Source organism: Streptomyces sp. ERV7 (genome assembly GCF_001653515.1).
Lineage (GTDB): Bacteria > Actinomycetota > Actinomycetes > Streptomycetales > Streptomycetaceae > Streptomyces.
This window is the reverse complement of the sequence record NZ_LYOY01000051.1, coordinates 498,814-521,886: the sequence shown is the minus strand read 5'-3', so window position 1 is coordinate 521,886 and position 23,073 is coordinate 498,814. Positions and strand designations below refer to the sequence as shown.

The 23,073-nt window shown below is 71.0% G+C and carries 20 protein-coding genes, 1 pseudogene and 1 riboswitch; of the genes and pseudogenes, 8 read left to right on the top strand and 13 right to left on the bottom strand.

Features of this window, described 5'->3' with window-relative positions:
* Window positions 1–34: 34 nt before the first annotated feature.
* From A8W25_RS25230 to A8W25_RS25210, 6 genes are all read right to left on the bottom strand, one after another.
* Window positions 35–1,906 (bottom strand): ABC transporter ATP-binding protein, encoded by a 1,872-nt coding sequence (locus A8W25_RS25230; protein ID WP_067165326.1) that lies wholly within the window; start codon window positions 1,904–1,906, stop codon window positions 35–37.
* Window positions 1,903–2,337, bottom strand: coding sequence for a lasso peptide biosynthesis B2 protein (locus A8W25_RS25225; RefSeq protein WP_067165323.1), 435 nt, complete (start codon window positions 2,335–2,337; stop codon window positions 1,903–1,905). Before A8W25_RS25225 ends, A8W25_RS25230 begins: the two co-directional genes overlap by 4 nt.
* Window positions 2,334–2,588, bottom strand: coding sequence for a lasso peptide biosynthesis PqqD family chaperone (locus tag A8W25_RS25220; protein ID WP_067165320.1), 255 nt, complete (start codon window positions 2,586–2,588; stop codon window positions 2,334–2,336). Before A8W25_RS25220 ends, A8W25_RS25225 begins: the two co-directional genes overlap by 4 nt.
* A gap of 25 nt (window positions 2,589–2,613) precedes the next feature.
* On the bottom strand, window positions 2,614–4,470 hold the full coding sequence (locus tag A8W25_RS25215) for a lasso peptide isopeptide bond-forming cyclase (protein WP_067165317.1): 1,857 nt from the start codon (window positions 4,468–4,470) through the stop codon (window positions 2,614–2,616).
* Window positions 4,471–4,497: 27 nt separating this feature from the next.
* Entirely contained in the window at window positions 4,498–4,608 is a 111-nt protein-coding gene (locus A8W25_RS33630; protein WP_107470783.1) for a keywimysin-related RiPP, read from the bottom strand.
* A gap of 367 nt (window positions 4,609–4,975) precedes the next feature.
* A complete protein-coding gene (locus tag A8W25_RS25210; RefSeq protein ID WP_067165315.1) occupies window positions 4,976–6,208 on the bottom strand; it encodes a phospholipase D-like domain-containing protein in 1,233 nt (410 codons plus the stop codon).
* 176 nt (window positions 6,209–6,384) lie between these two features.
* Between A8W25_RS25210 and A8W25_RS34130 the strand changes: the two genes are divergently transcribed.
* Window positions 6,385–6,525 carry a hypothetical protein gene (locus A8W25_RS34130; RefSeq protein ID WP_158942705.1) on the top strand — a complete coding sequence of 47 codons (141 nt, stop codon included), beginning with the start codon at window positions 6,385–6,387 and terminating at the stop codon, window positions 6,523–6,525.
* The gene (locus A8W25_RS25205) at window positions 6,522–6,842 is read left to right on the top strand and encodes a YkvA family protein (RefSeq protein ID WP_067165312.1); all 321 of its coding nucleotides are present in this window, start codon (window positions 6,522–6,524) and stop codon (window positions 6,840–6,842) included. Before A8W25_RS34130 ends, A8W25_RS25205 begins: the two co-directional genes overlap by 4 nt.
* Before the next feature lie 9 nt (window positions 6,843–6,851).
* On the opposite strand, the gene A8W25_RS25200 is transcribed toward A8W25_RS25205, so the two are convergent.
* A complete protein-coding gene (locus A8W25_RS25200; RefSeq protein ID WP_067165310.1) occupies window positions 6,852–7,592 on the bottom strand; it encodes a class I SAM-dependent DNA methyltransferase in 741 nt (246 codons plus the stop codon).
* A gap of 252 nt (window positions 7,593–7,844) precedes the next feature.
* Between A8W25_RS25200 and A8W25_RS25195 the strand changes: the two genes are divergently transcribed.
* On the top strand, window positions 7,845–8,627 hold the full coding sequence (locus A8W25_RS25195) for an SDR family NAD(P)-dependent oxidoreductase (protein WP_067165307.1): 783 nt from the start codon (window positions 7,845–7,847) through the stop codon (window positions 8,625–8,627).
* Window positions 8,628–8,714: 87 nt separating this feature from the next.
* A riboswitch (cobalamin riboswitch) is annotated at window positions 8,715–8,914 on the top strand.
* Between the two features lie 40 nt (window positions 8,915–8,954).
* On the top strand, window positions 8,955–9,341 hold the full coding sequence (locus A8W25_RS25190; RefSeq protein WP_079126483.1) for a hypothetical protein: 387 nt from the start codon (window positions 8,955–8,957) through the stop codon (window positions 9,339–9,341).
* A 143-nt stretch (window positions 9,342–9,484) separates the two neighbouring features.
* Here A8W25_RS25190 and gap read toward each other — a convergent pair whose 3' ends face one another.
* Complete coding sequence (gap, locus tag A8W25_RS25185) at window positions 9,485–10,483, bottom strand: type I glyceraldehyde-3-phosphate dehydrogenase (RefSeq protein ID WP_067165306.1); 999 nt, start codon at window positions 10,481–10,483, stop codon at window positions 9,485–9,487.
* Window positions 10,484–10,617: 134 nt separating this feature from the next.
* Window positions 10,618–11,577, bottom strand: coding sequence for a GlxA family transcriptional regulator (locus A8W25_RS25180; RefSeq protein WP_067165303.1), 960 nt, complete (start codon window positions 11,575–11,577; stop codon window positions 10,618–10,620).
* Window positions 11,578–12,027: 450 nt separating this feature from the next.
* On the opposite strand from A8W25_RS25180, the gene A8W25_RS25175 reads away from it, so the two are divergent.
* Together A8W25_RS25175 and A8W25_RS25170 are read left to right on the top strand one after the other, a co-directional pair.
* Window positions 12,028–12,711 (top strand): transglycosylase SLT domain-containing protein, encoded by a 684-nt coding sequence (locus A8W25_RS25175; RefSeq protein WP_067165301.1) that lies wholly within the window; start codon window positions 12,028–12,030, stop codon window positions 12,709–12,711.
* Between the two features lie 110 nt (window positions 12,712–12,821).
* Window positions 12,822–13,451: a class I SAM-dependent methyltransferase gene (locus tag A8W25_RS25170; protein WP_067165299.1), complete on the top strand. Its 630-nt coding sequence runs from the start codon at window positions 12,822–12,824 to the stop codon at window positions 13,449–13,451.
* Window positions 13,452–13,497: 46 nt separating this feature from the next.
* On the opposite strand, the gene A8W25_RS25165 is transcribed toward A8W25_RS25170, so the two are convergent.
* From A8W25_RS25165 to A8W25_RS25155, 3 genes are all read right to left on the bottom strand, one after another.
* On the bottom strand, window positions 13,498–14,214 hold the full coding sequence (locus A8W25_RS25165) for a hypothetical protein (RefSeq protein ID WP_067165297.1): 717 nt from the start codon (window positions 14,212–14,214) through the stop codon (window positions 13,498–13,500).
* Window positions 14,187–15,647: an NAD(P)/FAD-dependent oxidoreductase gene (locus tag A8W25_RS25160; RefSeq protein WP_158942703.1), complete on the bottom strand. Its 1,461-nt coding sequence runs from the start codon at window positions 15,645–15,647 to the stop codon at window positions 14,187–14,189. The genes A8W25_RS25165 and A8W25_RS25160 overlap by 28 nt, the downstream gene beginning before the upstream one ends.
* 63 nt (window positions 15,648–15,710) lie before the next feature.
* Entirely contained in the window at window positions 15,711–16,841 is a 1,131-nt protein-coding gene (locus A8W25_RS25155) for a terpene synthase family protein (protein ID WP_067165291.1), read from the bottom strand.
* A gap of 434 nt (window positions 16,842–17,275) precedes the next feature.
* On the opposite strand from A8W25_RS25155, the gene A8W25_RS34125 reads away from it, so the two are divergent.
* Together A8W25_RS34125 and A8W25_RS25145 are read left to right on the top strand one after the other, a co-directional pair.
* Window positions 17,276–17,680 carry an RICIN domain-containing protein gene (locus A8W25_RS34125; RefSeq protein WP_158942701.1) on the top strand — a complete coding sequence of 135 codons (405 nt, stop codon included), beginning with the start codon at window positions 17,276–17,278 and terminating at the stop codon, window positions 17,678–17,680.
* Window positions 17,681–17,872: 192 nt separating this feature from the next.
* Window positions 17,873–19,470 (top strand): annotated as a pseudogene (locus A8W25_RS25145) (MFS transporter).
* A gap of 13 nt (window positions 19,471–19,483) precedes the next feature.
* Here A8W25_RS25145 and A8W25_RS25140 read toward each other — a convergent pair.
* A complete protein-coding gene (locus A8W25_RS25140; RefSeq protein WP_067165285.1) occupies window positions 19,484–22,891 on the bottom strand; it encodes an AfsR/SARP family transcriptional regulator in 3,408 nt (1,135 codons plus the stop codon).
* Window positions 22,892–23,073: the final 182 nt, after the last annotated feature.

Sequence of the window (23,073 nt, the reverse complement as noted above, 5' to 3'; positions counted from 1 at the left end):
CAGGTCCGTCGCACAGGGCCGTCGCCCTCCACGGCTACTCGGCACCGTGAGGCTCGGCGTTCTCGGTGTACACCCGCGGGCTGCCGTTCCGTGCCCCGGACGGGGACACGGCTGCGGGCGTGAGCATCTGCCCGGCGGCGAGCTTGCGGTACGCGGGACTGGCGGCGAGCAGTTCCTCGTGGCGTCCGCAGGCGATGGCCCGGCCCCCCTCCAGGACGACGATCCGGTCGGCATGGCGGACGGTGGACAGCCGGTGCGCGATGACCAGCAGGGCGCACTCCTGGGCGGCTTCCCGCATGACGGTGGTGAGCGCCGCCTCGTTGATGGCGTCGAGGTGCGAGGTCGGTTCGTCGAGCAGGAGCAGGGAGGGGCGGGCGAGCAGGGCGCGGGCCAGGGCGACGCGCTGCCGCTCCCCGGCGGAGAGGGTCCCGCCGCGGTCGCCGAGGACGCCCGACAGACCGCCGGGCAGGCGCCGGACGACCCCTTCCAGCTGGGCGAGTTCGATGACGCGGTGGATCTCGGTGTCGCGGGCGTGCGGTACGGCGTACGTGATGTTGTCGCGCAGGGAGCCGTGGACGACGTGGGTGTTCTGGTCGACGACGGCGATGCGCGCCCGGCACCGGTCGCGGCTCAGCTCGGTCGTGGGGCGGCCGTCGAACAGGAGGGTTCCCGCATCCGGTTCGTAGAACCGCGCCACCAGCGCGAAGAGGGTGCTCTTGCCCGCCCCCGACCGTCCGACCAGAGCGACCTGGTGGCGGTGCGGCACGGTGAAGGAGACGCCCCTCAGCACGGGCCGGTCCGGCTGGTATCCGAAGTGGACATCCCGCAGGGCCAGGGCCGGTGCCGGGTGTGACGCGGTCCGGGGGCGCTCGGCGGAGCGGGTGGTGGTCTTGGCGGTGGCGTGCGCCGGAGTCTGCTCGGGTTCCGCCGGCAGGCCGTGGGCCTCCGCGACCCGCTGGTAGGCGCCCATGCCGCGCTGGATGAGGCCGACGGCCCGGAAGACCGACGACAGGGGCAGGACCAGGTACGAGGCGTACAGCAGGAAGGCGACCAGGTCGCCGAGCGAGCCCGTGTGGCCGTTCACCCGCAGACCGCCGATGACCAGGACGAGCAAGAAGGAGCCCTGGACGGCCAGTTCGACGGCGGGGCTCATCACCGAGGCCAGCTGAGCGGTCCGTACCCCGGCGCTGTACGCCTGGTCGATGCGCTCGCCGATCCGTGCCGCCTCGCGTTCCTCGGCCCGGTGCACCCGGACCATCGGCAGCGCGCCCAGGGCGCGCTCCAGTTCGGCGGCGATGGCGCCGACCGAGTTCTGCATGTGCTCGGATGCGGCCCTGATGCCCTTGAGCAGGGAGGCCACGATCAGTGCGGCGGCGGCCACCGTGAGGGTGACCAGGAGCAGCAGCAGCGGGTCCAGCCACATCATCAGGGCGATCGCGCCCGCTGCCGCGACGGCCCCCGTGCCCAGGTCGACCAGTGCCTGGGCCACCACCTCCCGCAGCACGGTGGTATCGGAGGTGACCCGGGAGATGAGGTCGCCGCTGCGATGCCGGTCGTACTCCTTCATCTCCAGCCGGAGCAGATGCCTGACCAGTCCGTGGCGCAGTCGGCACACGATGCCCTCACCCATGCGCTCCAGCAGGAACCGGCCGATCGCCCCGGTGGCCGCTTCGAGGAGGAACAGCGTGCCGAGGAGCGCCAGCATCGACCAGAACGCCCCGTCCGCTCCGCTCGCGTCCACGATGCGTTTGGCGACGAGCGGTTGGGCCAGCCCCAGGGCGGAGCCCGCGAGCGTCAGCCCTGTGGCCACTGTCATGGCGCCCCGGTGCCCGGCCGTGAGCCGGAACATGGTGGCGATCGCGCCCCGGATCGTCCGGTCGGGGTCCTCCCGCTGCGACCGGGTCATGGAACGCGTGTACTCACCGGGGCGACCGCCATCAGCCGGGTGAAGTAGTCGTCGGGCACTCCTTCGTCGACCGGGCGGCCGTCGGCCTCGACCCAGGCGTGGGCGGTGAAGGGCGGGACGACTCGCGCCCCGGTGCACCAGGTGGGCCAGCTGCCGCCCAGTCGGCACAGCAGCGCGGCGCCCAGTGAGCGGGGCAGGCAGCCGCGCGGGCCGGCGCAGCGCAGGCTCACCGCGCACATCGCGTCGCGGGCGTTCTTCGCCTGGGCGGCCGTCGCGGGTGCGGCGCCATGGCGTACCAGGTTGAGGACGCCGCGGATGCGGCGCGGCGGCAGGAAGGAGAGCACGACGGCGGGAAGCAGGACCAGCCGGGCGCCCAGCTTCCGGGCGAAGGGCACGTTCCTGGGACGTTCGAGCGCGCTGGGAGTGGTCATGCGGCCAGTCCCGAGGCGCGCAGTTCGGCGACCAGTTGGGTGACGTCGTTCTGCGCCCGTTCGCGGTCGATGTCGAACTCCGCGACGACCGCGTCCGTGGCCGCTGCCTCGTCCTGGCCCGCGAGCAGCGCCTCGATGATCAATGTGGCGGTGGGGTTCAACTCCCAGTACTGGCCGCTGCGTTGATCGAGGAGGACGGTTCCGTAGTCGGTGCTGGCGGTGGAGACGTCGGTGGCGAACCGCAGTGCCATGGTGTGTCGGCCTTTCGCTCAGGGGTCAGGTGGAGGTGGTCGCCCCGGCCTTCGCGCCGCGCGGCAGACCGCGCAGCCACACCTCGGCCGCGATGGTGGAGTAGAGGATGGCCTGCTGGAGTCCGGGCGTGGCGGGCCGCTGGGCGAGGCCGCGCAGCGCGTCGCCGCTGACCAGGCCGAGGCGTTCCAGCCGGGAGTCCTCCCACAGCGCCAGCAGATCGGCGCGGTGCTCACGCAGCCCGTTGGAGGCGTCCATGGACGCGGCGGCCTTGTTGCTGCGCCGCAGACACACCTGCGGGACGACGTCCCGCATGGCGGCGGCCAGCAGGGGTTTGTACTGCCAGGGCGACACGCGCTCGCTGGGCCGGACCGCGAGGAACGCCTCGATGACGCGGTCGTCCAGGAAAGGCGACGCCATCGGCACCCCGGCCTTGGCGGCCATCGCGTCCCACTGGCGGATGATGCGCGTGCAGGAACGGATCTGTTCCAGATCCGCGTGCAGTCCGCGATCACGGTGGAGCGGCTGTGCCTGCTCGGCCGCCGCGGCCAGCGCCCGCGTGGCCAGCCGCTCGCCTTCGGGCGTCACCCAGTCGAACAGGCGTGGCGTGCCGCCCCAGCCGAGGGCGCCGGTGACGGTGGTGGGCAGGGGGTCGCGCAGGTGCCCGACGCAGTCCGCCAGCCACTTCCCGTACGGGCGTGAGTCGCCCAAGGCGCGCGCCGTGCCGGCGAGCGGCCACTGCCACAGGGCGCGGAAGCCCCGCAACTGCCGTAGGGCGAACAAGGGGTGGGTGCGCAGGAGCCGGTGGTAGTACGCCTCGGAGCACCAGGCCACATGGTCGCCGCCGATGCCGGTCAGATGCAGGCGGCTGCCGCGCTCGGCCATGGCGGGCAGGTGGTGCAGCACGCGTGAGCGGTCCATGACGCCGATGGTCGGCTCGTCCACCAGGTCGTCGATGGTGAGCAGATCGTCGTACACGAGCGGAGAGGCGTCGGCGTCCCAGACGACGTGGTCGACGTCCGGCAGGAACTGGGCGGCTTGCTTGGCCCAGTGCAGATCGGTGTCGGCGGGATCGCGTCCGGGCCAGGTGCTGGCCACGACATGGGCGGGGGAGCGGTCGGCGAGGAAGCAGATGGATGTGGAGTCCAGGCCCCCCGAGAGGTCGCAGCTGACCGTGCCGCCCTGTCGGGTACGGGTGGTGACGGCGTCGGCGAGGGCGTCGCGGGCCAGGTCCGCGCCGACGGCGAGGGCCCGTACCGGCTCGGGAGGTGTCCACCAGCGCGAGTGACGGGCGGTTCGGCCGTCCGCCGCGATGAGGAGAGCGTCCTGTGGGGGTACGGCGGTGACGCCCTGCCACAGGGGTGTCTCCAGCATCGGATGGGGGACCGGCCACAGCAGCCGGACGGCCACCTGCTCCACATCGGGCTCCCTGCCGAGGGCCGCGCCGAGGGTGTCGGCGCGAGTGGCGGCCACGCGCACTCCGTCGATCTCCGCGTGGAAGACGAGCCGGAGTCCGGAGGCGGTGCCCTGCACGCGCAGCCGGCCGTCGAGTACGGCCGCCAGATGGAAGCTGCCGGGAGTGGAGCGGGCCAGCGCGTCGAGCTGGGCGAGGTCACGCAACTGCGCGGTGCGTTGGCGCAGTTGGGTGGCGTCGAGTGGGCTGCAGCCGATGACGGCGAGGGCTGCCGGGCCGGCCTGGGCGGTCACGATCTCGTCGTCGTGCCACCGGCCGACGAGCCAGGGGCGTCCCGAGGCGTGGGGCACGATGCGAGTTCCGGGGCGGGTGAAGAGGCGGGCCGCGACGGCCGCGTCCTCACGGTCCGGAAAGACCGCGAAATACGCGTCGCCGCGGCCCGGACTCGCACCTGCGTGCGTGTCATTCATGACGTCGAATGAATGTACCGTCGACCGTCAGTTCTTGCTGAGAATGAGGCGGTCATTCCCGTGGCGCTGCAGAAGTCCCGTCTTCTTCCGGAAAGAACCCAGCCGGACGAGCGTCGGTGCCTCGTACGCCTTCTTCATGACGACTCCTTCTCTTCCCTCTGACTGAATGTCACCACCACCCGGGGAGTCGGGAGGCGGTCAGGGACAACGGTATCCGCAGGTCAGTCGGGGAACGCAAGGATGCCAAGCTTTATATGATTATCCGACAATCGGACTCTGAGGGTAATGTTTGAGCCTTTCAGGTCCGGACCACGGCGGGTGCGGCAGCTGCATACGACGCCTCGAATGCGACGAGCGGAACGATTCCATCAGCACTCTTGGTGATGCCTTGTCCTTCGGTGAAAAGGGGCGCACTACGCCAGCGCCATTACACGACCCAGCGCCCTCACCATCGGCCTCGCTCCTCTTCCAACCTGCGGCGGGTCATTGTGCGCCCCCTCCGCGTCTACTCGCTCTTGCACGCGGTGACGTTGTCGCCGGCGCCCGGCACGGCCGCGGCCCGTGCCGCCTGGAAGTTGGCCTCGAACGCGCTGTAGACGGAAGGCGTGGTGATACGCAGCATCGCCTCGTCGTTGTCGCGCAGGGCCGGACCGCTCCAGTTGTGGCTGCCAGTCCACATCAGCTTCTGGGCGGTACCCGCGTACATGCCGTCCACCAGCACGTTCTTGGAGTGCACAATGCGGTTCGGGGTGGTGCTGTCGGCGTCGTCATCGTGCTGGTAGCAGCGGTTGGTGATGCCGGAGACTCCGTGCAGGGCGTTCCACGTCCCGGTGTCGGTCTCGCTGTAGACGAGGTCCACCAGACATCCCGCCCCGGCGAGTGCGCGCAGCTTGTCGGCCACGGCCTGACGGCTGATCTTCAACATGGCCGCGTGGACGGTCGTACGGTGCGAACCGGCGGTGTCGGTCCAGCGGCAGGTGATGTTGTCCAGCGCGTTCACGACGGTGTCGGTGGTCGCGTCGGTGCCCGCGCGCGGGAAGAAGTAGTACTTGTAGTCGCCCGCGTTGCCGTACGTGTACGACCAGGCGCCGCGGTTCTGCGCGGGCAGCTTGTCGAAGTAGGAGAGGTAGCCGCCGTACAGCTCGGTGTTGCCCACGACGGTGACCGAACTGTTCCAGTAGCGCGTGTAGTTGGAGGGCGTCAGGTTCGAGGTGAGCTGCACCACGACGTTCTTCTGGGCCCCGCCGCCCACGCTGCCGACCAGCAGGAACTTGTTGTGGTTGATGCCGGAGCCCGCCGGACCCAGACAGGAGCTGCCGGTGGCGCACAGCTTCACGTACGAGCTCTTCGTGGTGTCCGTACCGAGAGCGGTCCGCAGGATGTCGTACGACGCCGGGTATTCGCTGGTGCTCGCGTCCAGGACCACCTTGACGCTGATGCCGCGGTCCGTCTTGGCGGCGACCAGTTCGTTCGCGACGGTCTCGTCCCACAGGTGGTACATGGCCAGCCGCAGCGAGGTTCCGCTGTCGGCGTTGGCGACGACGGACCGGACCTGGCTGCGGATGGCCTGCTGTGCCGTGCTGTCCCCGGTCGGATCGTTGAACACCGGGCCCGTGGTGACGGTGGCGGCGCTGGCGGTCTCCACGGGCCCCACGAGCATCCCGGTGAGCACCCCCGTGGCGACGGCGAACGCGCCGGCGGCGGTGCGCAGTCGGCCGGGTATACGGATGAGTTTCATGACCCTCCCCTGTGAGATCCACAAATCCCGCGCATCCTAACGGCGCACCGCGATCGGCCTGGCGGTCCTCGCGATCGGTGTCGCCGCCCCGCGACAGTGGATGAGGTGGCCATCCGTGACACAGTTGACGGGGCCGGACGCTCTACAAGCTCGCGGCCGAGAAGGAGTTCCGTGCTGTGACGCAGAGTACGACCGAGTGGATGACGGCTGTGGAGGTCGTCGAGGTGAACATCGCGACCGGTGACGTCCACCCGCCCGACCGGGCGGCGCCCCGGATCCGTGCGGGCCGCCTGCCCTGGCCGCCTTCGACACCATGAACACCCCGCACGCCGATCTGGCCGGTTCGCCCAGTACGGGAGTGACGGTGGGCCTGGTCCTTGCCGCACTGGCGCTCCTCGCCACCGCGCTGGTCGCGGCGGTCCTGACCATCCGGCTGATCCGGGCCCGCAGGATCCTGCGGGACGCCGGCATCCCCCTGACCCACAAGGCCGCCTACTGGGGCGCGCTGCTGTACGTGATCAGCCCGGTCGACCTGCTCCCCGACCCCATCTATCTGGACGACATAGGCGTCCTGCTCCTGGCCGTGCGCGCCCTGCGGGGAGCGGCCGCGCGGGGGAGGGGTGAGCCGGACTAGCGCCCGGCCTCAGGCCGGCTTGCGCCATACGGAGATGTGCTTCGCGGAGTCCTGGGTGAAGGGCGCCCCGTTCCAGTCCGCGACGCGACGTTCCCGTTCGAGACCGGCGATCCGTGCCATCAGGTCGAGCTCTGCCGGCCAGGCGTACCGATGGCGGGAGTGGTCGCGGCGGTAGCCGCCGTGGTCGGCGTCGCGGGTGAAGTGGTGCGAGACGAGGATCTGCTCGACCAGGTCGAAGGTGTCGAAGCCGAGATGCTGTTCGGAGACGTCGAACGGCACCGCGACCTGTCCGGGAGGCAGGAACCGCAGCGGCGGCACGCCCAGCTCGATGACGAATCGGCCCCCGGGCGCCAGATGCCGTGCGGCGTTGCGGAAGCATGCGATCTGCTCGTCCTGCGTGAGCAGATTCGTGATGGTGTTGTAGACGAGGTAGACCAGGCTGAACTCGCCGGGGACGACGGTGGTGGCCATGTCCCCGATGGTTACCGGGAGCGTGGTCTCGTCGGCCTTGCGGCGCAGGACCGCTGCCATGTGCTCGGACAGCTCGATGCCCACGACCTGTACGCCGCGTTCCCGGAGCGGGACGCCCACCCGTCCGGTACCGATGGCGAACTCCAGAGCCCGGCCGTCTCCGGCGAGTTCGGCGAGGAAGGCGAGAGTCGGTTCGAGAACCGCGGCCGAGGACATCTCGGTCTCTTCGGCGTCGTAGCGGTCGGCGGTCGCACGGGTCCATAGCTCACTACTCGTCACGGGCGGCCACTGTGCCCGGTGGCGGGGGCGCTGTCGACGCATTTACGCCGACGGAGACGGCGGGTGCTCCAGTGACGGCCCCCGTCGGTGGGTCCGGGTTCTCTGATCACGGCGAACCTGCTGGCCCGAGGCCTCCGAACACGCCTTTCGATATCCGGACGCGGGCTTCACAGGTAATGATCATGAACAGTACGCTCGCGGCGACGGCACGGACGGCAGAGCCGTCGCCGATACCGACGAGAGGGGCCCGCGATGGACCGGACCGTGACGAAGCTGCCCAGCACCGGCCGGGGCGTCCTGGTCACCGGGGCCTCCCGGGGTATCGGACGGGCCGTGGCCGCCGCCTTCGCCCGCGGTGGCGACCGGGTCGCCGTCCACTGCTCCACCCCCGGGCCGGACGCCGAGGAAACGCTCGCCGCGCTGGAGGGGAAGGGGCATGTGCTGATCCCCGCCGACCTCGCGGACCCGGACGGTGTCGAGGAACTGGCGGCCCGCGCCGAGGAAGCGCTCGGCGGGGTGGACGTCCTGGTCAACAACGCCGCCGTGATGGTGGCCCACCCCCTCGCGCAGACCTCGTACGAGCAGTGGCAGCAGGCCTGGCGACAGACCGTCGACGTCAACCTCCTGGGTCCCGCCCACCTCAGCCATCGGGTGGCGAGCCGGATGATCGAGGCGGGCCGTGAGGGGCGGATCGTCAACATCGGCTCGCGCGGTGCTTTCCGGGGCGAGCCCGACCACCCCGCCTACGGGGCCACCAAAGCCGCCCTGCACGCCCTGGGCCAGTCCCTCGCGGTCTCGCTCGCCCCGCACGGTATCGCCGTGGCGTCGGTCGCCCCCGGTTTCGTCGCCACCGAGCGGGTCGCGGGCCGTCTGGAGGGATCCGAAGGAGAGGGCATCCGGGCCCAGAGCCCCTTCGGGCGCGTCGCCGACCCGAGCGAAATCGCCGCCGCCGTGCTCTATCTGGCTTCCCCCCAGGCCATGTGGAGCTCGGGCACCGTCCTCGACGTCAACGGAGCCTCCTACCTGAGGACCTGACCGGTTTTCGCATACGGAACGGTGGTGCGCCCCGCGCCGGTTGCTTGCGCGGCGAAGTCCCGCAAGGCCCGGTCTCCACGGGACTGTCGTCAGACGGCCGCCTGACGTGCGACGATGCCCGACGACAAGGCGACGCGGAACGAGGAAGCCGGTGGAATTCCGGCGCGGTCCCGCCACTGTGATCGGCGAGCGAACCCCGAACAGACCACTGCCCGGAGACGGGCGGGAAGGACGGGGCGAGCGGCGCCCCGAGAGCCAGGAGACTCACGTCGTCGCCTCCGTGAGGAAACCGGGGCGGATCTCCCCGGACAGGGAGTGTGAGTGGTCATGTCGGAGCAGCGACCGAACGGTGGTGCTGTGCGCACCCCTGCCGACTCGGCCCCGTGCCGGATCGTGGTGTGCAGGGACTGCTGCTGTGGGAGCTCGAAGGTGCCCGGAGTCGACCACGCGCAGCAGAAGGCGCGCCTCGCCGAGAACGCCCCCGTACGTGTCTCCGCCTGCCTCGACGTCTGCGAGCAGGCCAACGTGATCGTCGTCCAGCCCTCTCGTGCGGCACGTGTCGCCGGTGCGCGCCCGGTCTGGCTCGGTCTGGTCAACGATCCCGACGCCACGGACGACATAGTCGCCTGGGTCCAGGCAGGCGGCCCGGGCATCGCGCCCTGCCCCGACATTCTCGACCTCTACACCTTCACCCCACGGCGAACGGCACGCTGAGCACGCTCGGCCGTCCGGCCCCGGCGCAGCGAGGCTGGGGTTCCGGCTGCCGGGGTTCCGGCTCGGTGACAGCCGGGTGACCCGCACACGGCGGCGGGGCGGCCGCGCAGGTGTCACCTGCGGGCCGCTCCGGCGCCCGGCCGTCACCGCCCGGCGAGCAGCTCCAGCGTGTCGATCACCCGGTTGGAGAATCCCCACTCGTTGTCGTACCAGGCGACCACCTTGATGTGGCGGCCTTCCACCCGGGTGAGGGCCGAGTCGAAGATGGAGGAGGCCGGGTTGCCGGTGATGTCGGAGGACACCAGCGCGTCCTCCGAGTACTCCAGCACCCCCGCGAGCGGCCCCTGAGCCGCCGCGCGGTAGGCGTCCAGCACGTCGTCGAGCGTCACGTCGCGGGCGACGGTCGTGTTGAGCTCGACGATCGAGCCCACCGGGACGGGCACCCGGATGGAGTCGCCCGACAGCTTGCCGTCGAGGTTCGGCAGGACATGGCCGATCGCCTTGGCCGCACCGGTGGTGGTCGGCACGATGTTGACCCCGGCGGCGCGGGCGCGGCGGGGGTCGCGGTGCGGGCCGTCCTGGAGGTTCTGCTCCTGGGTGTACGCGTGCACGGTCGTCATGAACCCGTGCTCGATTCCGGCGAGTTCGTCCAGCACCGCGGCCAGCGGCGCGAGCGCGTTCGTGGTGCACGAGGCGTTCGAGACGATCGTGTGCGTCTCGGGGTCGTACGCGTCGTTGTTGACCCCGAACGCGAGCGTGACGTCGGCGCCCTCCGACGGAGCGCTGACCAGCACCTTCCGCGCGCCGGCGTCCAGGTGGGCGCGCGCGGCCTTCGCCGAGGTGAAGCGGCCCGTCGCCTCCAGGACGAGGTCGACGCCCAGCTCCGCCCACGGCAGGTCGGACGGGTCGCGCTCGGCGAGCACCTTGATGCGGCGGCCGTCGACGACGAGTGTGTCCCCGTCCACGGTCACCGGCCGCCCGAGCCGGCCGGACGTCGAGTCGAAGGCGAGCAGCCGCGCGAGGGCGACAGGCTCCGTGAGGTCGTTCACAGCGACGACCTCCAGATCACTGTCGCGTTCGAGCAGCGCGCGCAGCACATTGCGTCCGATGCGGCCGAAACCGTTGATGGCGATGCGAGTCATGGGTGATGTCCGTCCCTTCGGTTCGCCTCCAGCTTCGCGTGGGGCACCCGGCGGCGGCAGAGGCGTGAGCGCCACGGTTCGAAAGGATCTCGCCACTGGGCGCCGGCAACCCGTACCCGGCCGCCCCCGGTGCCTCATTCCCCTCGCGCGAACGTACGCCGGTACTCCGTCGGCGTAGTCCCCAGCACCCGCTGGAAATGCAGCCGCAGATTCGCCCCCGTCCCCAGCCCCACGTCCATCGCGATCTGCTCCACACTCCGCTCCGAACGCTCCAGGAGCTCACGGGCCAGGTCGATACGGGCGCGCATGATCCACTGCATGGGCGTGTACCCGGTGTCCTCGACGAAGCGCCGTGAGAAGGTGCGCGCGGACACCGCCGCGTGCCGGGCCAGCGCCTCCAGGGTGAGGGACGCGTCGAGGCGGTGCAGTGCCCACTCGCGGGTGGCGGCGAACCGTTCGCCCAACGGCTCGGGCACGCTGCGCGGAACGTACTGGGCCTGCCCGCCGCTGCGGTAGGGCGCCGCGACCAGGCGCCGGGCCGCGTAGTTGGACGCGGCCACGCCGAGGTCGCCGCGCAGGATGTGCAGACAGAGGTCGATGCCGGAGGCGGCACCGGCGGAGGTCAGCACACTGCCCTCGTCCACGAACAGGACGTTCTCATCCACCTGTACCCGAGGGTGTTTCTCGGCGAGTGCCCGGGTGTAGTGCCAGTGCGTGGTGGCGCGCCTGCCGTCGAGCAGGCCCGTGGCGGCGAGCGCGAAGGCACCCGTGGAGATCGCGGCGAGCCGCGCGCCCCGGTCGTGGGCGGCGACCAGCGCCTCCAGGACGTCCCGCGGCGGGTCCTCGCGGCCGGGGAAGCGGTAGCCGGGGACGAAGACGAGGTCGGCCCACGCGAGTGCGTCGAGGCCGTGGGCGACGGCGTATGACAGGCCGTCACCCCCGGCCACGAGTCCGGGTTCCGCGCCGCAGACCCGTACCTCGTACGGCATGCTCGCGCGGGTCGTGAACACCTGCGCGGGAATGCCGACGTCGAGGGGTTTCGCGCCGTCGAGTACGAGGACGGCGACGCGTCGCAGAGGGGGTGAGGCTGGCACGGGCCAAGCGTACGAGGCCGTCCGCGTTCCACCCGGTCAAGCTCGCCGACGGTGGCGACCGGAGGGCGTCGTGACCGGACGGTGTCGGGACGGGGCGCGGCCGCGGATACCGTCCGTGAGGCAGCGCGCGTCGGTGGACCGGTTGGAAGGACCGGCAAGGCTGGTGAGGTGTGAGGTTTCACACACGGCAGGCAATTGCCTCACGGTATCGCCTTCCAGCAGAGTCGTGGATCAGTTAGGCCCTGCATACGGCACCCTCATTCCTGGGTGCCCCGGCACCCGCACAACTCGACAGCTGAGCCGTATGCCGCCCGCGCTCTACACGGCAGGCCCCGCAAGGGAGTTGCCATGGGGACGGCTTCGTCCCGTGACCTGGAGTCGGGGGACGGGGCCAGGGGCACGATTGCGTCCGCGTCGTCACTCGTGCGGACTCTGCTGGAAGGAAGACGTGTGAGCCGGAGATCGGTCCGCGGGGTCGCGGTGGCGTCCGCCACCGCGGTCACTGCCGTTGGCGCCGTAGTCGGTATTGCCGGAGGCGGCCCCGCGGCCGCTTCGAACGACAACGTCGAGGCGACCGCAGCCGATTTGACGCTCCTCGCGGACATACCCGTCGGCCAGCAGGCCCAGGTGCAGACCGCGTCCCTGGCGCAGCAGGCCGACGCACAGTTCGCACAGGCGAGTGCCTCGGCCAAGAAGTCCGCCGAGGAGGCCGCCCGCAGGCAGGCCGCCCAGGACGCCAAGTCGAAGAAGCACGCCGCCGACAAGGCCGCGAAGGACCGCGACCTGGAAACCCAGGCCGCAAGCCGTTCGACGAGCCGGGACACCCTTCAGACCCAGAGTTCCTACTCGCTCGCCGAGGTCAAGGCGATCGCCCGTCAGATCGTCCCGGCGGGCCAGTTCCAGTGCTTCAGCAACATCGTGGACAACGAGTCGAGCTGGAACTACCGGGCCGACAACGGCAGCGGCGCGTACGGTCTGGTCCAGGCGATGCCGGGATCGAAGATGAGCTCCGCCGGCGCCGACTGGCAGACCAACCCGGCCACGCAGGTCAAGTGGGGCCTCAACTACATGAACCAGCGCTACGGCAGCCCCTGCGGCGCCTGGTCGTTCTGGCAGTCCCACCACTCGTACTGACGCGGCGACGGACCGGCACGCCGCGCCGCTGCGCGCAGCCGGTTCGGGGATCTCCTCACGTCCCCAACCGCCCACGCGGTAAGGGTGCGCCGGGTGTTAGCTTCTCTCCCGTGGCAGAACACCAGCAGGAGACCAGGGCGGCCTACGACGGCGTCGTCGAACTGTATGCGTCGCTGTTCGCCGACCGGCTGGAGACCCGGCCCTTCACACGGGCCATGCTCAGCACCTTCGCCGAGCTGGTGCGTGGGACCGGGAACCTGCGGACAGCCGACGTCGGGTGCGGGCCCGGACATCTGACGGCCATGCTGGACGACCTGGAGCTGGACGCCTTCGGGCTCGACCTCTCCCCGGCCATGGTCGACCACGCCCGGCGGGCCCATCCGGCGCTGCGGTTCGACGAGGCGCGGATGGAGGCCCTGCCGGTCGAGGACGGCACGCTCGGCGGTGTGCTGGCCCACTACTCGATGATCCATACCCCGCCCGAAGAACTGCCCGCGCTGCTGGCCGAGCAGGTGCGTGTGCTGGCGCCGGAGGGCCTGCTCCTGGTCTCGTTCTTCGCGACCGACACGCCGGATCCGGTCCGCTTCGACCACAAGGTGGCGCCCGCCTACAGCTGGCCGGTGGACCGGTTCGCCGAGTTGCTGGTCGGGGCCGGGCTCGACCCGTTCGCCCGGCTGATCCACGACCCCGCCTCCGAGCGGGGCTTCCTCGACGCCCATCTGCTGGCCCGCCTCCACTGAGAGCCTGTCTGGGAAGCGCGCCCGGCGTCGACCCGCCGCCGGATCCTCAGGGCTCGTCCTCCCCAGGCTCTCCACTTCGTTCGGGCAGATCCCGCGAGGGCAGGCGCAGCATCACGACGCTGACGGCGGCCACCCACAGCCAGAAGAGGAAGAACGGAGTGACCGCGGGCAGGGACAGCGGCGCCAGCCAGCCGGAGCGGACGAGGGAGACCGCGCTTCCCGTCAGGGTCACGAGACCTGCCGCAAGGGCAGTCCAGCCGGTCCAGGCCGGTAGTTCCCGGCCTTGGTGGATCGCGGCGGCTGCCGCGAGGAGGAAGAACGCGAACACGGAAAGCAGGCCGTAGAAGGTGTGCAGGCACGCTTCGGTGAAGGCGCGGAGCAGCGGCCAGGATTGAGGGTCGTCGATGAACTGCGGGGTGCTCGTCACGCTGAACATCGCGTTCACGACGAGCATGCCGGCCACGATGACGGTCGCGGACGTGCGGATGATGAAGGACAGCAGGGAGTCGCGGGGCAGCCGGAGGGCTCGGGTGAGGGAGAAGGCGAACCAGATGCCCAGGAGCGCGCCGATGTTCGTGGAGAAGGTCTGGGCGAACGCTCCCGCCGAGTGCTGGTCGAACCAGGCCGCGTACTCCGCGTCGGAGTCACCGCGGACCGGCCAGAACTTCCAGGAGTCCCGGGTGGTCAGCAGGACGGCCAGGGAGAGCAGGAGGTTCGCGATTCCGGCCCAGGCGCCTATCCTGATCTGTTGGGTTTCCGACACGCCCGACCGCCCTTCGCCTCTGCTCCGCGGAGTCGTGGCACCACCGTCTCGCTGTTCTGCCGTGCGCCGTCGGAACCCGTGGCGGTCTTGACCGGCCCGAGGCGTGGGACCCTGAAACACACCTTGGCCAGCACCCGTGGGCCGACGAGCGCGGCCGGTGACCTGACCATGTGATAGACGCTCAGGAATGCGCGGAACACCTCCGCGTCAGCGACCACCAGGCGGATGAGCCGCCGCTTGTACCAGAAGACCGGTCGCAGCCACAGCGGCAGCGTCCCGCGCTCGCGGTAGTGGTGCCAGGCCAGATCCTCGCTGACGGACATCAGCCACGGCGTCCGTACGATCGCCGCGACCCGGCGCTGGGCTCGGCGCGCGACCGCGTCCAGATCGTCCGCCCCGGCCAGGGTCTCGCCCAACGCCTCGGCCTGGAGCACCGATACCGTCATGCCCTGCCCGAACACGGGATCAAAGGCTGCCACCGAGTCGCCGATCGCCACCAGGCGCCGGGGCCACCGCCGTATCGCCGCGTACGCGTAGCGACGGTTTTCGGTGCGCTTGAAGCCATGGATTCCCGCGCCCTTCACGGGCGTCGCGGATGCCAGGAGCGCGTCGAGGTCGGCGTTGCCGAGGGTTCCGGCGAACTCCCGCCAGCCCTGCTCGTCGGTGGGCGGGTGATCCCCGCCCGCGCCGAACACGGTGGCCATCCAGCGACCGCCTTCGACGTGGACGACGAAGGCGCCGCGCGGCAGGTCGGGGGCACTGTTCATGTGCTGCAAGGCGTCGAAGCCCCGGCCGGGGGCGTCGAAGACCATGGTCGCGTACGCCAGCCCCGCGTCGACGACCTGCACCGCTGGACGCGGGTATCCCGCCTCCACCAACCACTGCGGCAGTTTCGAGAACCGGCCCGAGGCGTCCACCACCAACGCGGCGTCCAGCACTTCGCCGCCCGACAGGCGAACGCCGACGACCCGCGTCGCGTCCCGGCTCCAGCACAGTCCGGTGACGGGGGAGCGGTCGCGGACCCTTACCTGCGGCTGCTCCACCACCCGTCGGCGCAGCGACCACTCCAGCAGGTCCCGCGAGAAGCACTGGGCCTGCACACCCGCCCGCGCGCGCGGCACGAGACCGGCGAACACCGTCGTCGAGGCACGCAGGCCGTGGTCGAACAGCGGCGCCCCGGCCGCGGTCAACTCGGCCCGAAGGCCGGGGAACAACTCCTCCAGCTGCCTCGCGCCCCGAGCCGGCATCCCGTGCACGTGCCGCGCCTGCGGGACACCGTCGCGCGGCCCCGCCACGGCCGGAAGCACGCCCGACTCCACCAGCACGACACGCTCGAAGCGGTCGGCGAGCACCCGGGTGGCGGTGAGGCCCCCGATCCCCGCACCGATGACCACTGCCTGCCCGGGGAACCGTATGCGCGGTGGGTCCGGCATGGTGACACCTTCCAGTTGCTGGGTCCCGGCGCCGACACGGGCACGGTGCCGGGCGGCGGGAGATCACGTGTCCGAGACCGGCTCGGTGTGCGCGGAGCCTGGAATGAGCTCCTCCAGATACGCGGGGTCGGCGGGCACAGGGGCGTAGCGGCTCGTGGAGATTCCCCATGCGGCATGGCCGCGCATCCAGGCCCGCAGCAGGCCGACGCACGCGGTCAACGCCTGTTGGTGCGTACGGTCAAGGTCCAGCGCCGTGCACAGGCCCGGCAGGTCCTCCTCGGCCCGCTGGAAGTCGGCGAGGCGACGGCCGATGAGGTCCCTGGCCCGCGCGAGGGCCTCGCTGCGGCTGCGGCGGCGCGCCCGCTGGAGCACGGTGACCATGTTGAGCAGGTCGCCCGCGGCGGTCTCCTTGTCGAGGGTGAGGACGTCGTTCGTCCAGCACACGACGTCGCCGGCGGCCGTCAGCAGGCGCTGGTAGGTGCGGCTGTAGTACACCGAGGGCGGCAGTTCGGCCGCGCCTGCGATCTCGATGAGGTCGAACGTCACGAGGATTCCCCCCGCGGCCCGGCGCAACGCCCCGTACTCGGCGAGGTCACAGACGTCGCCGAGTCCTCGGTACGCGGCCTGCTGCAGGTTGCCGGCGAGGTACTCCAGCAGGTGCAGACGCAGGCGGCGGCACAGTCTGCTGCCGGCCCGGACGCGGGTGCGCGCCCACAGATCGCCCAGCGCGTCACCGATCGGCCCGGTGTCCGGGTGCGGGGTGGCGGTGGATGCCGCGTCGGCGACGCCGGCCAGGAACCCGTCGAACCCTTGCGGGTCCAAGGCGGTGCGGCGGTCGTCGTTCTGGTCGTCGAGGATGTCCAGCCAGGCGATCCAGTCGGTGGTGAGCAGCAGGTCCCCGACCGCCGCGGTCGGATAGACGCGGGCGGCGAAATCCCCCAGGCGTACGGACGCGAGGCGGCGTTCGGCGGCGGCGGAGCGGACCAGCCCGTGCCTGCGTGCCCAGGCCACGACGTGCGCGTTCGCCAGGTCGGCGGCAGGCGACACGGGAGTCTGAAGCGCCCAGATGGCGGCGGGCAGTGAGGGGTGGACGCTGCTGTCGGCGCAGGAGGGGGCGCTCGCGGCGGGCGCCGTGCCAAGGGCGATCATGTCGGTCGCGGCATGTGGGGTGGTGTCGTTGGTTCCCTGCTCCATGGCAGACCCCCTTGGGCTGCCCCGCGCTCCTGCGTCGAGCGTGCAGCCTGGTGCGGCGTCGAAGGAAACAGGCGCACGTTACTACTCCTGCGGGCACAACCGAAGAGCCATGCAGGTACGGCGCCGCACGAGGCTGCCGTTAGACAACGCTGCCGTTCGACAACGCCCCGCAGACTTCAACCTCCATCTCAACCTCACCTTCACCTTTAGTCGCAATGAGTGTTTGTTGGCGGCTTCGGTGTCCCTTGATCTGGGGATGGTGGCGTGAAATGCAGACGTCCCATGATGGAGTTCTGCACGGCTACCTGAGGAAAGGGGCGGTTATGAGGGTGATGGGTCGAATTCGTGTGACGGCTGCTGCTCTGGCCGCGGCCGTGGGCGGTGTCCTTGTCGCCGGGACAGCGCCTGTGCACGCCGCGCCGGACCCCGGCAGCATGTTCCGCAACACCGGCAACGGTCTGTGTATGACGACCGCCGACGATCCCGCGAACGCCTTCCAGGGCACCGCCAACTTCGCGGCCTGTGCTGCCTCCGACCCCCGGCAGCGGTGGCGGCTCGACCTCGCGAAGACACCCGCGTGGATGATCATCTCGGTGAGCGGCGGCAAGTGCCTCGCGGATGTCGCCGGCTGGGGCCTCGCCTGGCTGGGCAAGTGCGATGCGAACGATCCCAACCAGGCCTGGCACTTCAACGGAAACAACGCGGGAGACCTCTTCTGGGTCTCGCACGACGACGGCAAGCTCCTGAGCACGCCCTATCGGGACGGCACCTCGTATGTGACGGTCCGTAAGGACTTGGACCCCGGTGATGCGCGCTACAAGTGGCGGCTCGTGCGATAGGCCGCGCTGCACGGGCCGCCTCCGCCTGGGCAGGCAATGAAAAGGTCAAGCGTTTCCCATGCGGGTCAAGATTCGTGCGCGTACGGAATTCTTCGGAGTCCCCCGGAATAGTCGCCTGGGGAAACAGGTTTGAGCTACACGTACCCACGCCGGGTGCCGCCGCCGACCTCGTCCCGCCTCCGGAGGCCCCGAATGTCCCAGCCGACGACCGACCAGCAGGCCGCGCCGCGCGGCACACGCGGTGTCGTCCCTGTTCTCGCTTTCGCCGGCATCACCGTCGCGGTGATGCAGACGCTCCTCGTGCCCGTCATCAAGGACCTGCCGGAGCTGCTCAGCACCTCCCCCTCCAACGCCACCTGGGTCATGACCTCGACGCTGCTCGCCGGCGCCGTGGCCACCCCGATCATGGGCCGGCTCGGCGACCTGTACGGCAAACGCCGCATGCTCCTGGCCAGCCTCGCCATCATGGTGGTCGGCTCGCTGATCGCCGGCTTCACCAGCGAACTCCTCGTGATGATCGTCGGCCGGGCCCTTCAGGGCTTCGCCATGGGCGCCATCCCGCTCGGCATCGGCCTGATGCGCGACGAGCTGCCCCGCGAGAAGCTCGGCTCGGCGATGGCACTGATGAGCTCCTCCATAGGCGTCGGCGGCGGACTCGCGCTGCCGCTCGCCGCCCTGGTCGCCCAGCACACGAACTGGCACACCCTGTTCTTCGGCTCCGCGGGCCTCGGCACACTGGCCATCGTGCTCACCCTCCTTTTCGTACCGGAGAGCAAGGTCAAGGCGGAGGGCACCTTCGACGTGTTCGGCGCGCTCGGACTCTCCGCGGGGCTGATCCTGCTGCTGCTCCCGATCACCAAGGGCAGCGACTGGGGCTGGGGATCGACCACCACGCTCGGCCTGCTCGGCTCGGCGGTCCTGGTCCTCGTCCTGTGGGGCGTGATGGAGCTGCGCGTCAAGGCGCCGCTGGTGAACCTGCGCACCACCGCCCGGCGCGAGGTGCTGCTCACCAACCTGGCCTCCATGATGGTCGGCGTCGCCTTCTACGCCATCTCGCTCGTGCTCCCGCAACTGCTTCAGCTGCCGTCCGCCACCGGGTACGGCCTCGGCCAGTCGATGGTCGTAGCCGGACTGTGTGTGGCGCCGCTCGGTCTGACGATGATGCTGACCGCTCCGGTCTACGCCCGCCTCTCCGCCAAGTACGGCCCCAAGACCACCCTCATCCTCGGCATGCTGATCATCGCGGTCGGGTACGGGACGGGGCTCGGCCTGATGAGCGCGGCCTGGCAGACCATCGTCATCTCGGTCGTCGTCGGCGCGGGCATCGGCCTCGCCTACTCCTCGCTCCCCGCGCTCATCGTCGGTGCCGTCGACCCGTCCGAGACGGGCGCGGCCAACGGCCTCAACACGCTGATGCGCTCGATCGGTACGTCGGTGTCGAGCGCCGTCATCGGCATGGTGCTCGCCAACACGTCCCAGGACTTCGGTTCCGTCTCGCTCCCGAGCATGCACGGCTTCCGCGTCTCCTTCCTGATCGCGACGGCCGCGGTGGTCGGCGGGCTGGCGTTCGCCGTCTTCCTGCCCAAGGGCCGCCCCGACGCCAAGCCCCAGCTCCGGGCCAGCAGCGAGGAGGACGCGGCGCTCGAACGGGCCACCGCGGCGCCTGCGTCGTCGCCTCGACGGCCGCGGGCCACGCGCCCCTGACGTCATCGGAAACACACCACGGGGGCGAAGGCCCGGTAACGGTGGACCTGGCCCTGGACCTGGCCCTGGTCACGCCCGTCCCGTAAATCTGATGGGTGCTTATGGTTGGTGGGCAGGTGAGGATGTGTGCTTCCCGGTATCCCCGTCCGCTGCGGGGAAGGGCGGCAACTGGCTCAGCTGGTCGTTCAGGTCCAGGTCACGGCCGCGCTGGAACGCGGCGGCGAAGGTGTCGGCGTCCAGGGCCGTGCTCGCACGTGCGGTGACGCGGTCGACGTCGCCGCGTTCGGCCGGGGGAAGCGGTGTGCCGACCGATTCGCGGAGTGCGGCGGACGTGCCGAGCAGCCGGGCGGCATGTCCGGGGTCCCCGTCCGCGTACGCGCCGGCCAGCCCTTCGAGGGCGAGCGCGATCGCTCGCACATCGCCTGTCCTGCGCGCCGCGGCCAGTCCTTCCAGGTGCAGCGCCTGCGCCTGGAGCACGTCGCCCCGCTGCTCGGCGATGAAACCGAGCTCCGCCAGGATGAGGGCCATGCCGGAATCCACCCCCTTGTCGCGGTTCCACTCCAGCCAGGGAAGCAGATGGGTCTCGGCGCCTTCGAGGTCACCCTGTCTGCGGGCCCCCAGGGCGAGTCCGGTCGTGGCGAACTGCTCGGCGGGCCGGTGCAGTTGTTCCGCGGCCAGGCGCCTGGCCCGCTCGTGGTACCCGGCCGCGGCGGTGTACTCGCCGGTGAGCAGCGCGATCCTGCCGAGCCTGGACAACCCGAACGAGACGTCCGTCCACAGCTGCAGTTCCTCGGCGATGCGCACGCCGTCCCCGTGCAGACGGGTGGCTTCGGCGTAGTCACCGGCGATCTCGGCCAGTACGCCCAGTTGTTCGCCCGCTCGCAGCTTCCCCCACCCCTCGTCGAGCTCGGCGAAGCGTGCCGCGCTGTCCACGGCGTACCGCTTCAGATCCGCGAGGTCGCCCCGGTACAGGGCCTGGGTCGCGCGGGTGCTCTGTGTCGCGGCCATGCCCCAGCGGTCCTCGGTGGCCCGGAACTCGGCCAGCAGGTTCCTGGTGAGGTCCTCATCCGAAGGTTCGCCGAACCCGCACCGGGCGAGCGCCAGGAACAGACGGGCTCTGGCGTCCGCCCCGTCGTACTCCGTCTCGATGGTGTGCTGCGGTTGCGTCCCTTCCCCGGCCAGCAGCGCGAACGCGGCCTGCCTCGCCTGCGCGCTCAGCCGGGCCACCCGCGAGCCCTCGTCGCGGGCGGGCCCGTTTTCGCCGGGGACACCAGGGCTCAGACGCAGCGCCATGGCGAACGAGCGCTGGGCCTCGCCGAGGCGGCCGCGCAGGAACCAGTACCAGGCCAGCGCGTTGACTTGGCGTACCGCCAGGTCGGGGTCGGTGTCCGCGCGGCCGTCCGCGCCACTGTGCACCGTGGTCGCCGCGTCCGCTGTCGTCGCCGCGGCGTCGGCGAGCGCGGAGCGCAGGTTGGCGCTGTCGCTGTCGAGGCGTCGCAGCCAGCGGCGCTGGTCGGGCCCGTACAGCCACGGCTGTGCCCGCTCCGCCAGCAGGACGTAGTGCAGGCGGTGCCGTCGGCGGGCGAGCCGGGTCTCACCGGCCTCCTCCAGGCGTTCGAGGCTGTAGGCGGCAACCGACTCCAGCAACCGGTACCGGGGACCGTCCTCGCTGTCCACCATGGTGACCAGTGAGCGGTCCACCAGGCGGGTGATCACATCGAGCACGGTGTCGGCCGGTGCCTCCGGTTGGGCGCAGACCTCCTCGGCGGCGTCCAGCCCGCATCCACCTGCGAAGACGGCCAGTCGGCGCAGAACGGCCCGCTCCGGTCCGGTCAGCAGTTCCCAGCTCCAGTCGATCACCGCACGCAGGGTCCGCTGACGGGCGGGCGCGTCCCGGCGTCCCGCGTTGAGCAGGCGGAACCGGTCGTCCAGACGCTCGGCCAGTTCATGCACCCCCAGGGCCCGTACCCGCGCGGCGGCGAGCTCCAGCGCGAGCGGGATACCGTCGAGCCGCTCGCAGACGCGCGCCACGGCGTCGGCGTTGGCGGGGCCGAGGGCGAAACCCGGAGAGGCCGCTGCCGCCCGCGCCGCGAAGAGCAGCACCGCGTCGGACTCCGCCAGCGGCTCGACCGCGTGCAGCGCCTCACCGAGGATCGCCAGCGGCTCCCGGCTGGTGGCCAGGATGCGCAGGCCGGGAGCCTGGCGCAGCAGGCGTTCGGCCAGTTCGGACACCGGCTGGACCAGGTGCTCGCAGTTGTCCAGGACGAGCAGCAGACGGCGGGGGCCCAGCGCGCGGGCGAGCCGGTCCACGGCGTGCCCCGGCGGCATGGGGGCGGAGCCCGCGTGGTCGCGGATGCCGAGCGTGTCGGCCACCACTGACGCCACGGCGGCGGCGTCACCGCTGCCCACGGTCTCACCAGGTGAGGATCCGGTAGCGGCACCGCCGGTCTCGGCGGCGAGTTCGACCAGCCACACTCCGTCGGGGAAGGCCTCGGCGCCAGGGAACCCTCCGGCGTCGGGCAGTGCGTCCACGGGTGGCGCGGCGGCCTCCAGCGCAAGCCGGGTCTTGCCGACACCACCGGGCCCGACGAGTGTCACCAACCGGCCCGACTGGAGCAACGCCCTGACTTCCGAGACCTCTCGGCGTCGCCCGATCAGATCGGTCAGCCGGGCAGGGAGGTTGGTGCGGAACGCGGCCACGGGCGCGGGGCCGGGCGGCAGACCGGCGGAAGCGGTCGGGCCGGAGGACGAGGCGGGCTTGAGCACCGGGTCCTGGCGCAGGATCGCCTGGTGGAGCGCGACCAGTTCGGGCCCGGGGTCCAGTCCCAGCTCCTCGGCCAGACGCTCCGTCAACTCACGGTAGCTCTCCAGCGCCTCCGCCTGCCGGCCGGACAGGTAGAGCGCACGCATGTGTACGGCCCGCACCCTGTCCCGTAGCGGGTGCAGCCGTACCAGATCGCTCAACTCATCCGCGAGCAGCCGGTGTTCGCCCCGCTCCAGACGTATCCCGGCGAGTTCCTCCACCACGGTGAGCCGCTGTTCTTCCAGCCCGGCTGCGGCAGCCTGGACGAAGGCGTGATCGCGGAACTCGGTAAAGGCCGCACCGCGCCACAGCGCCAGAGCGTCCGACAGCAGCTTGAAGCGAACGCCCGGGTCCTCGCTGCCGCGGGCTTCCCCTGTCAGCGCGGCGAACCGACCGGAGTCCACCGCTTCGGTCGGTACGCGCAGCAGGTATCCGGCCGGAAGGTGGACGACCAGTTCCCGGCCGCCGGGCTCGGCCGTCTCCAGCGCCCGACGCAGCTGCGAGACCTTGGTCTGGAGCGTGTTGACCGCGTTCTTGGGCACCGACTCGCCCCACAGGTCATCGACCAGACGGTCCGTCGAGACCGGCTGCCCGTGGTGGGCCAGCAGATCGGCCAGCAGGGCGCGGACCTTCGGCTCACGGACGGTGACCGGAGCCCCCTCATCCGTACGGACCTGCAACGGGCCCAACACTTCGAAACGCATGGCGCCACGCTAACCCCCGCCTCTCAGCGGCCTTTACGTGGCCCGGACCCCTCCCGTGCGTGCCCCGTGCGCGCCCGTGCGTGGACCGTCAGCAGTTCGTGCGCGGCCCCCGGCACAGTAATCCCCGTGAACGAGAACAGCACCGCCAAGAACCTCAGCACCAAGAACCTCAGCACCGACCA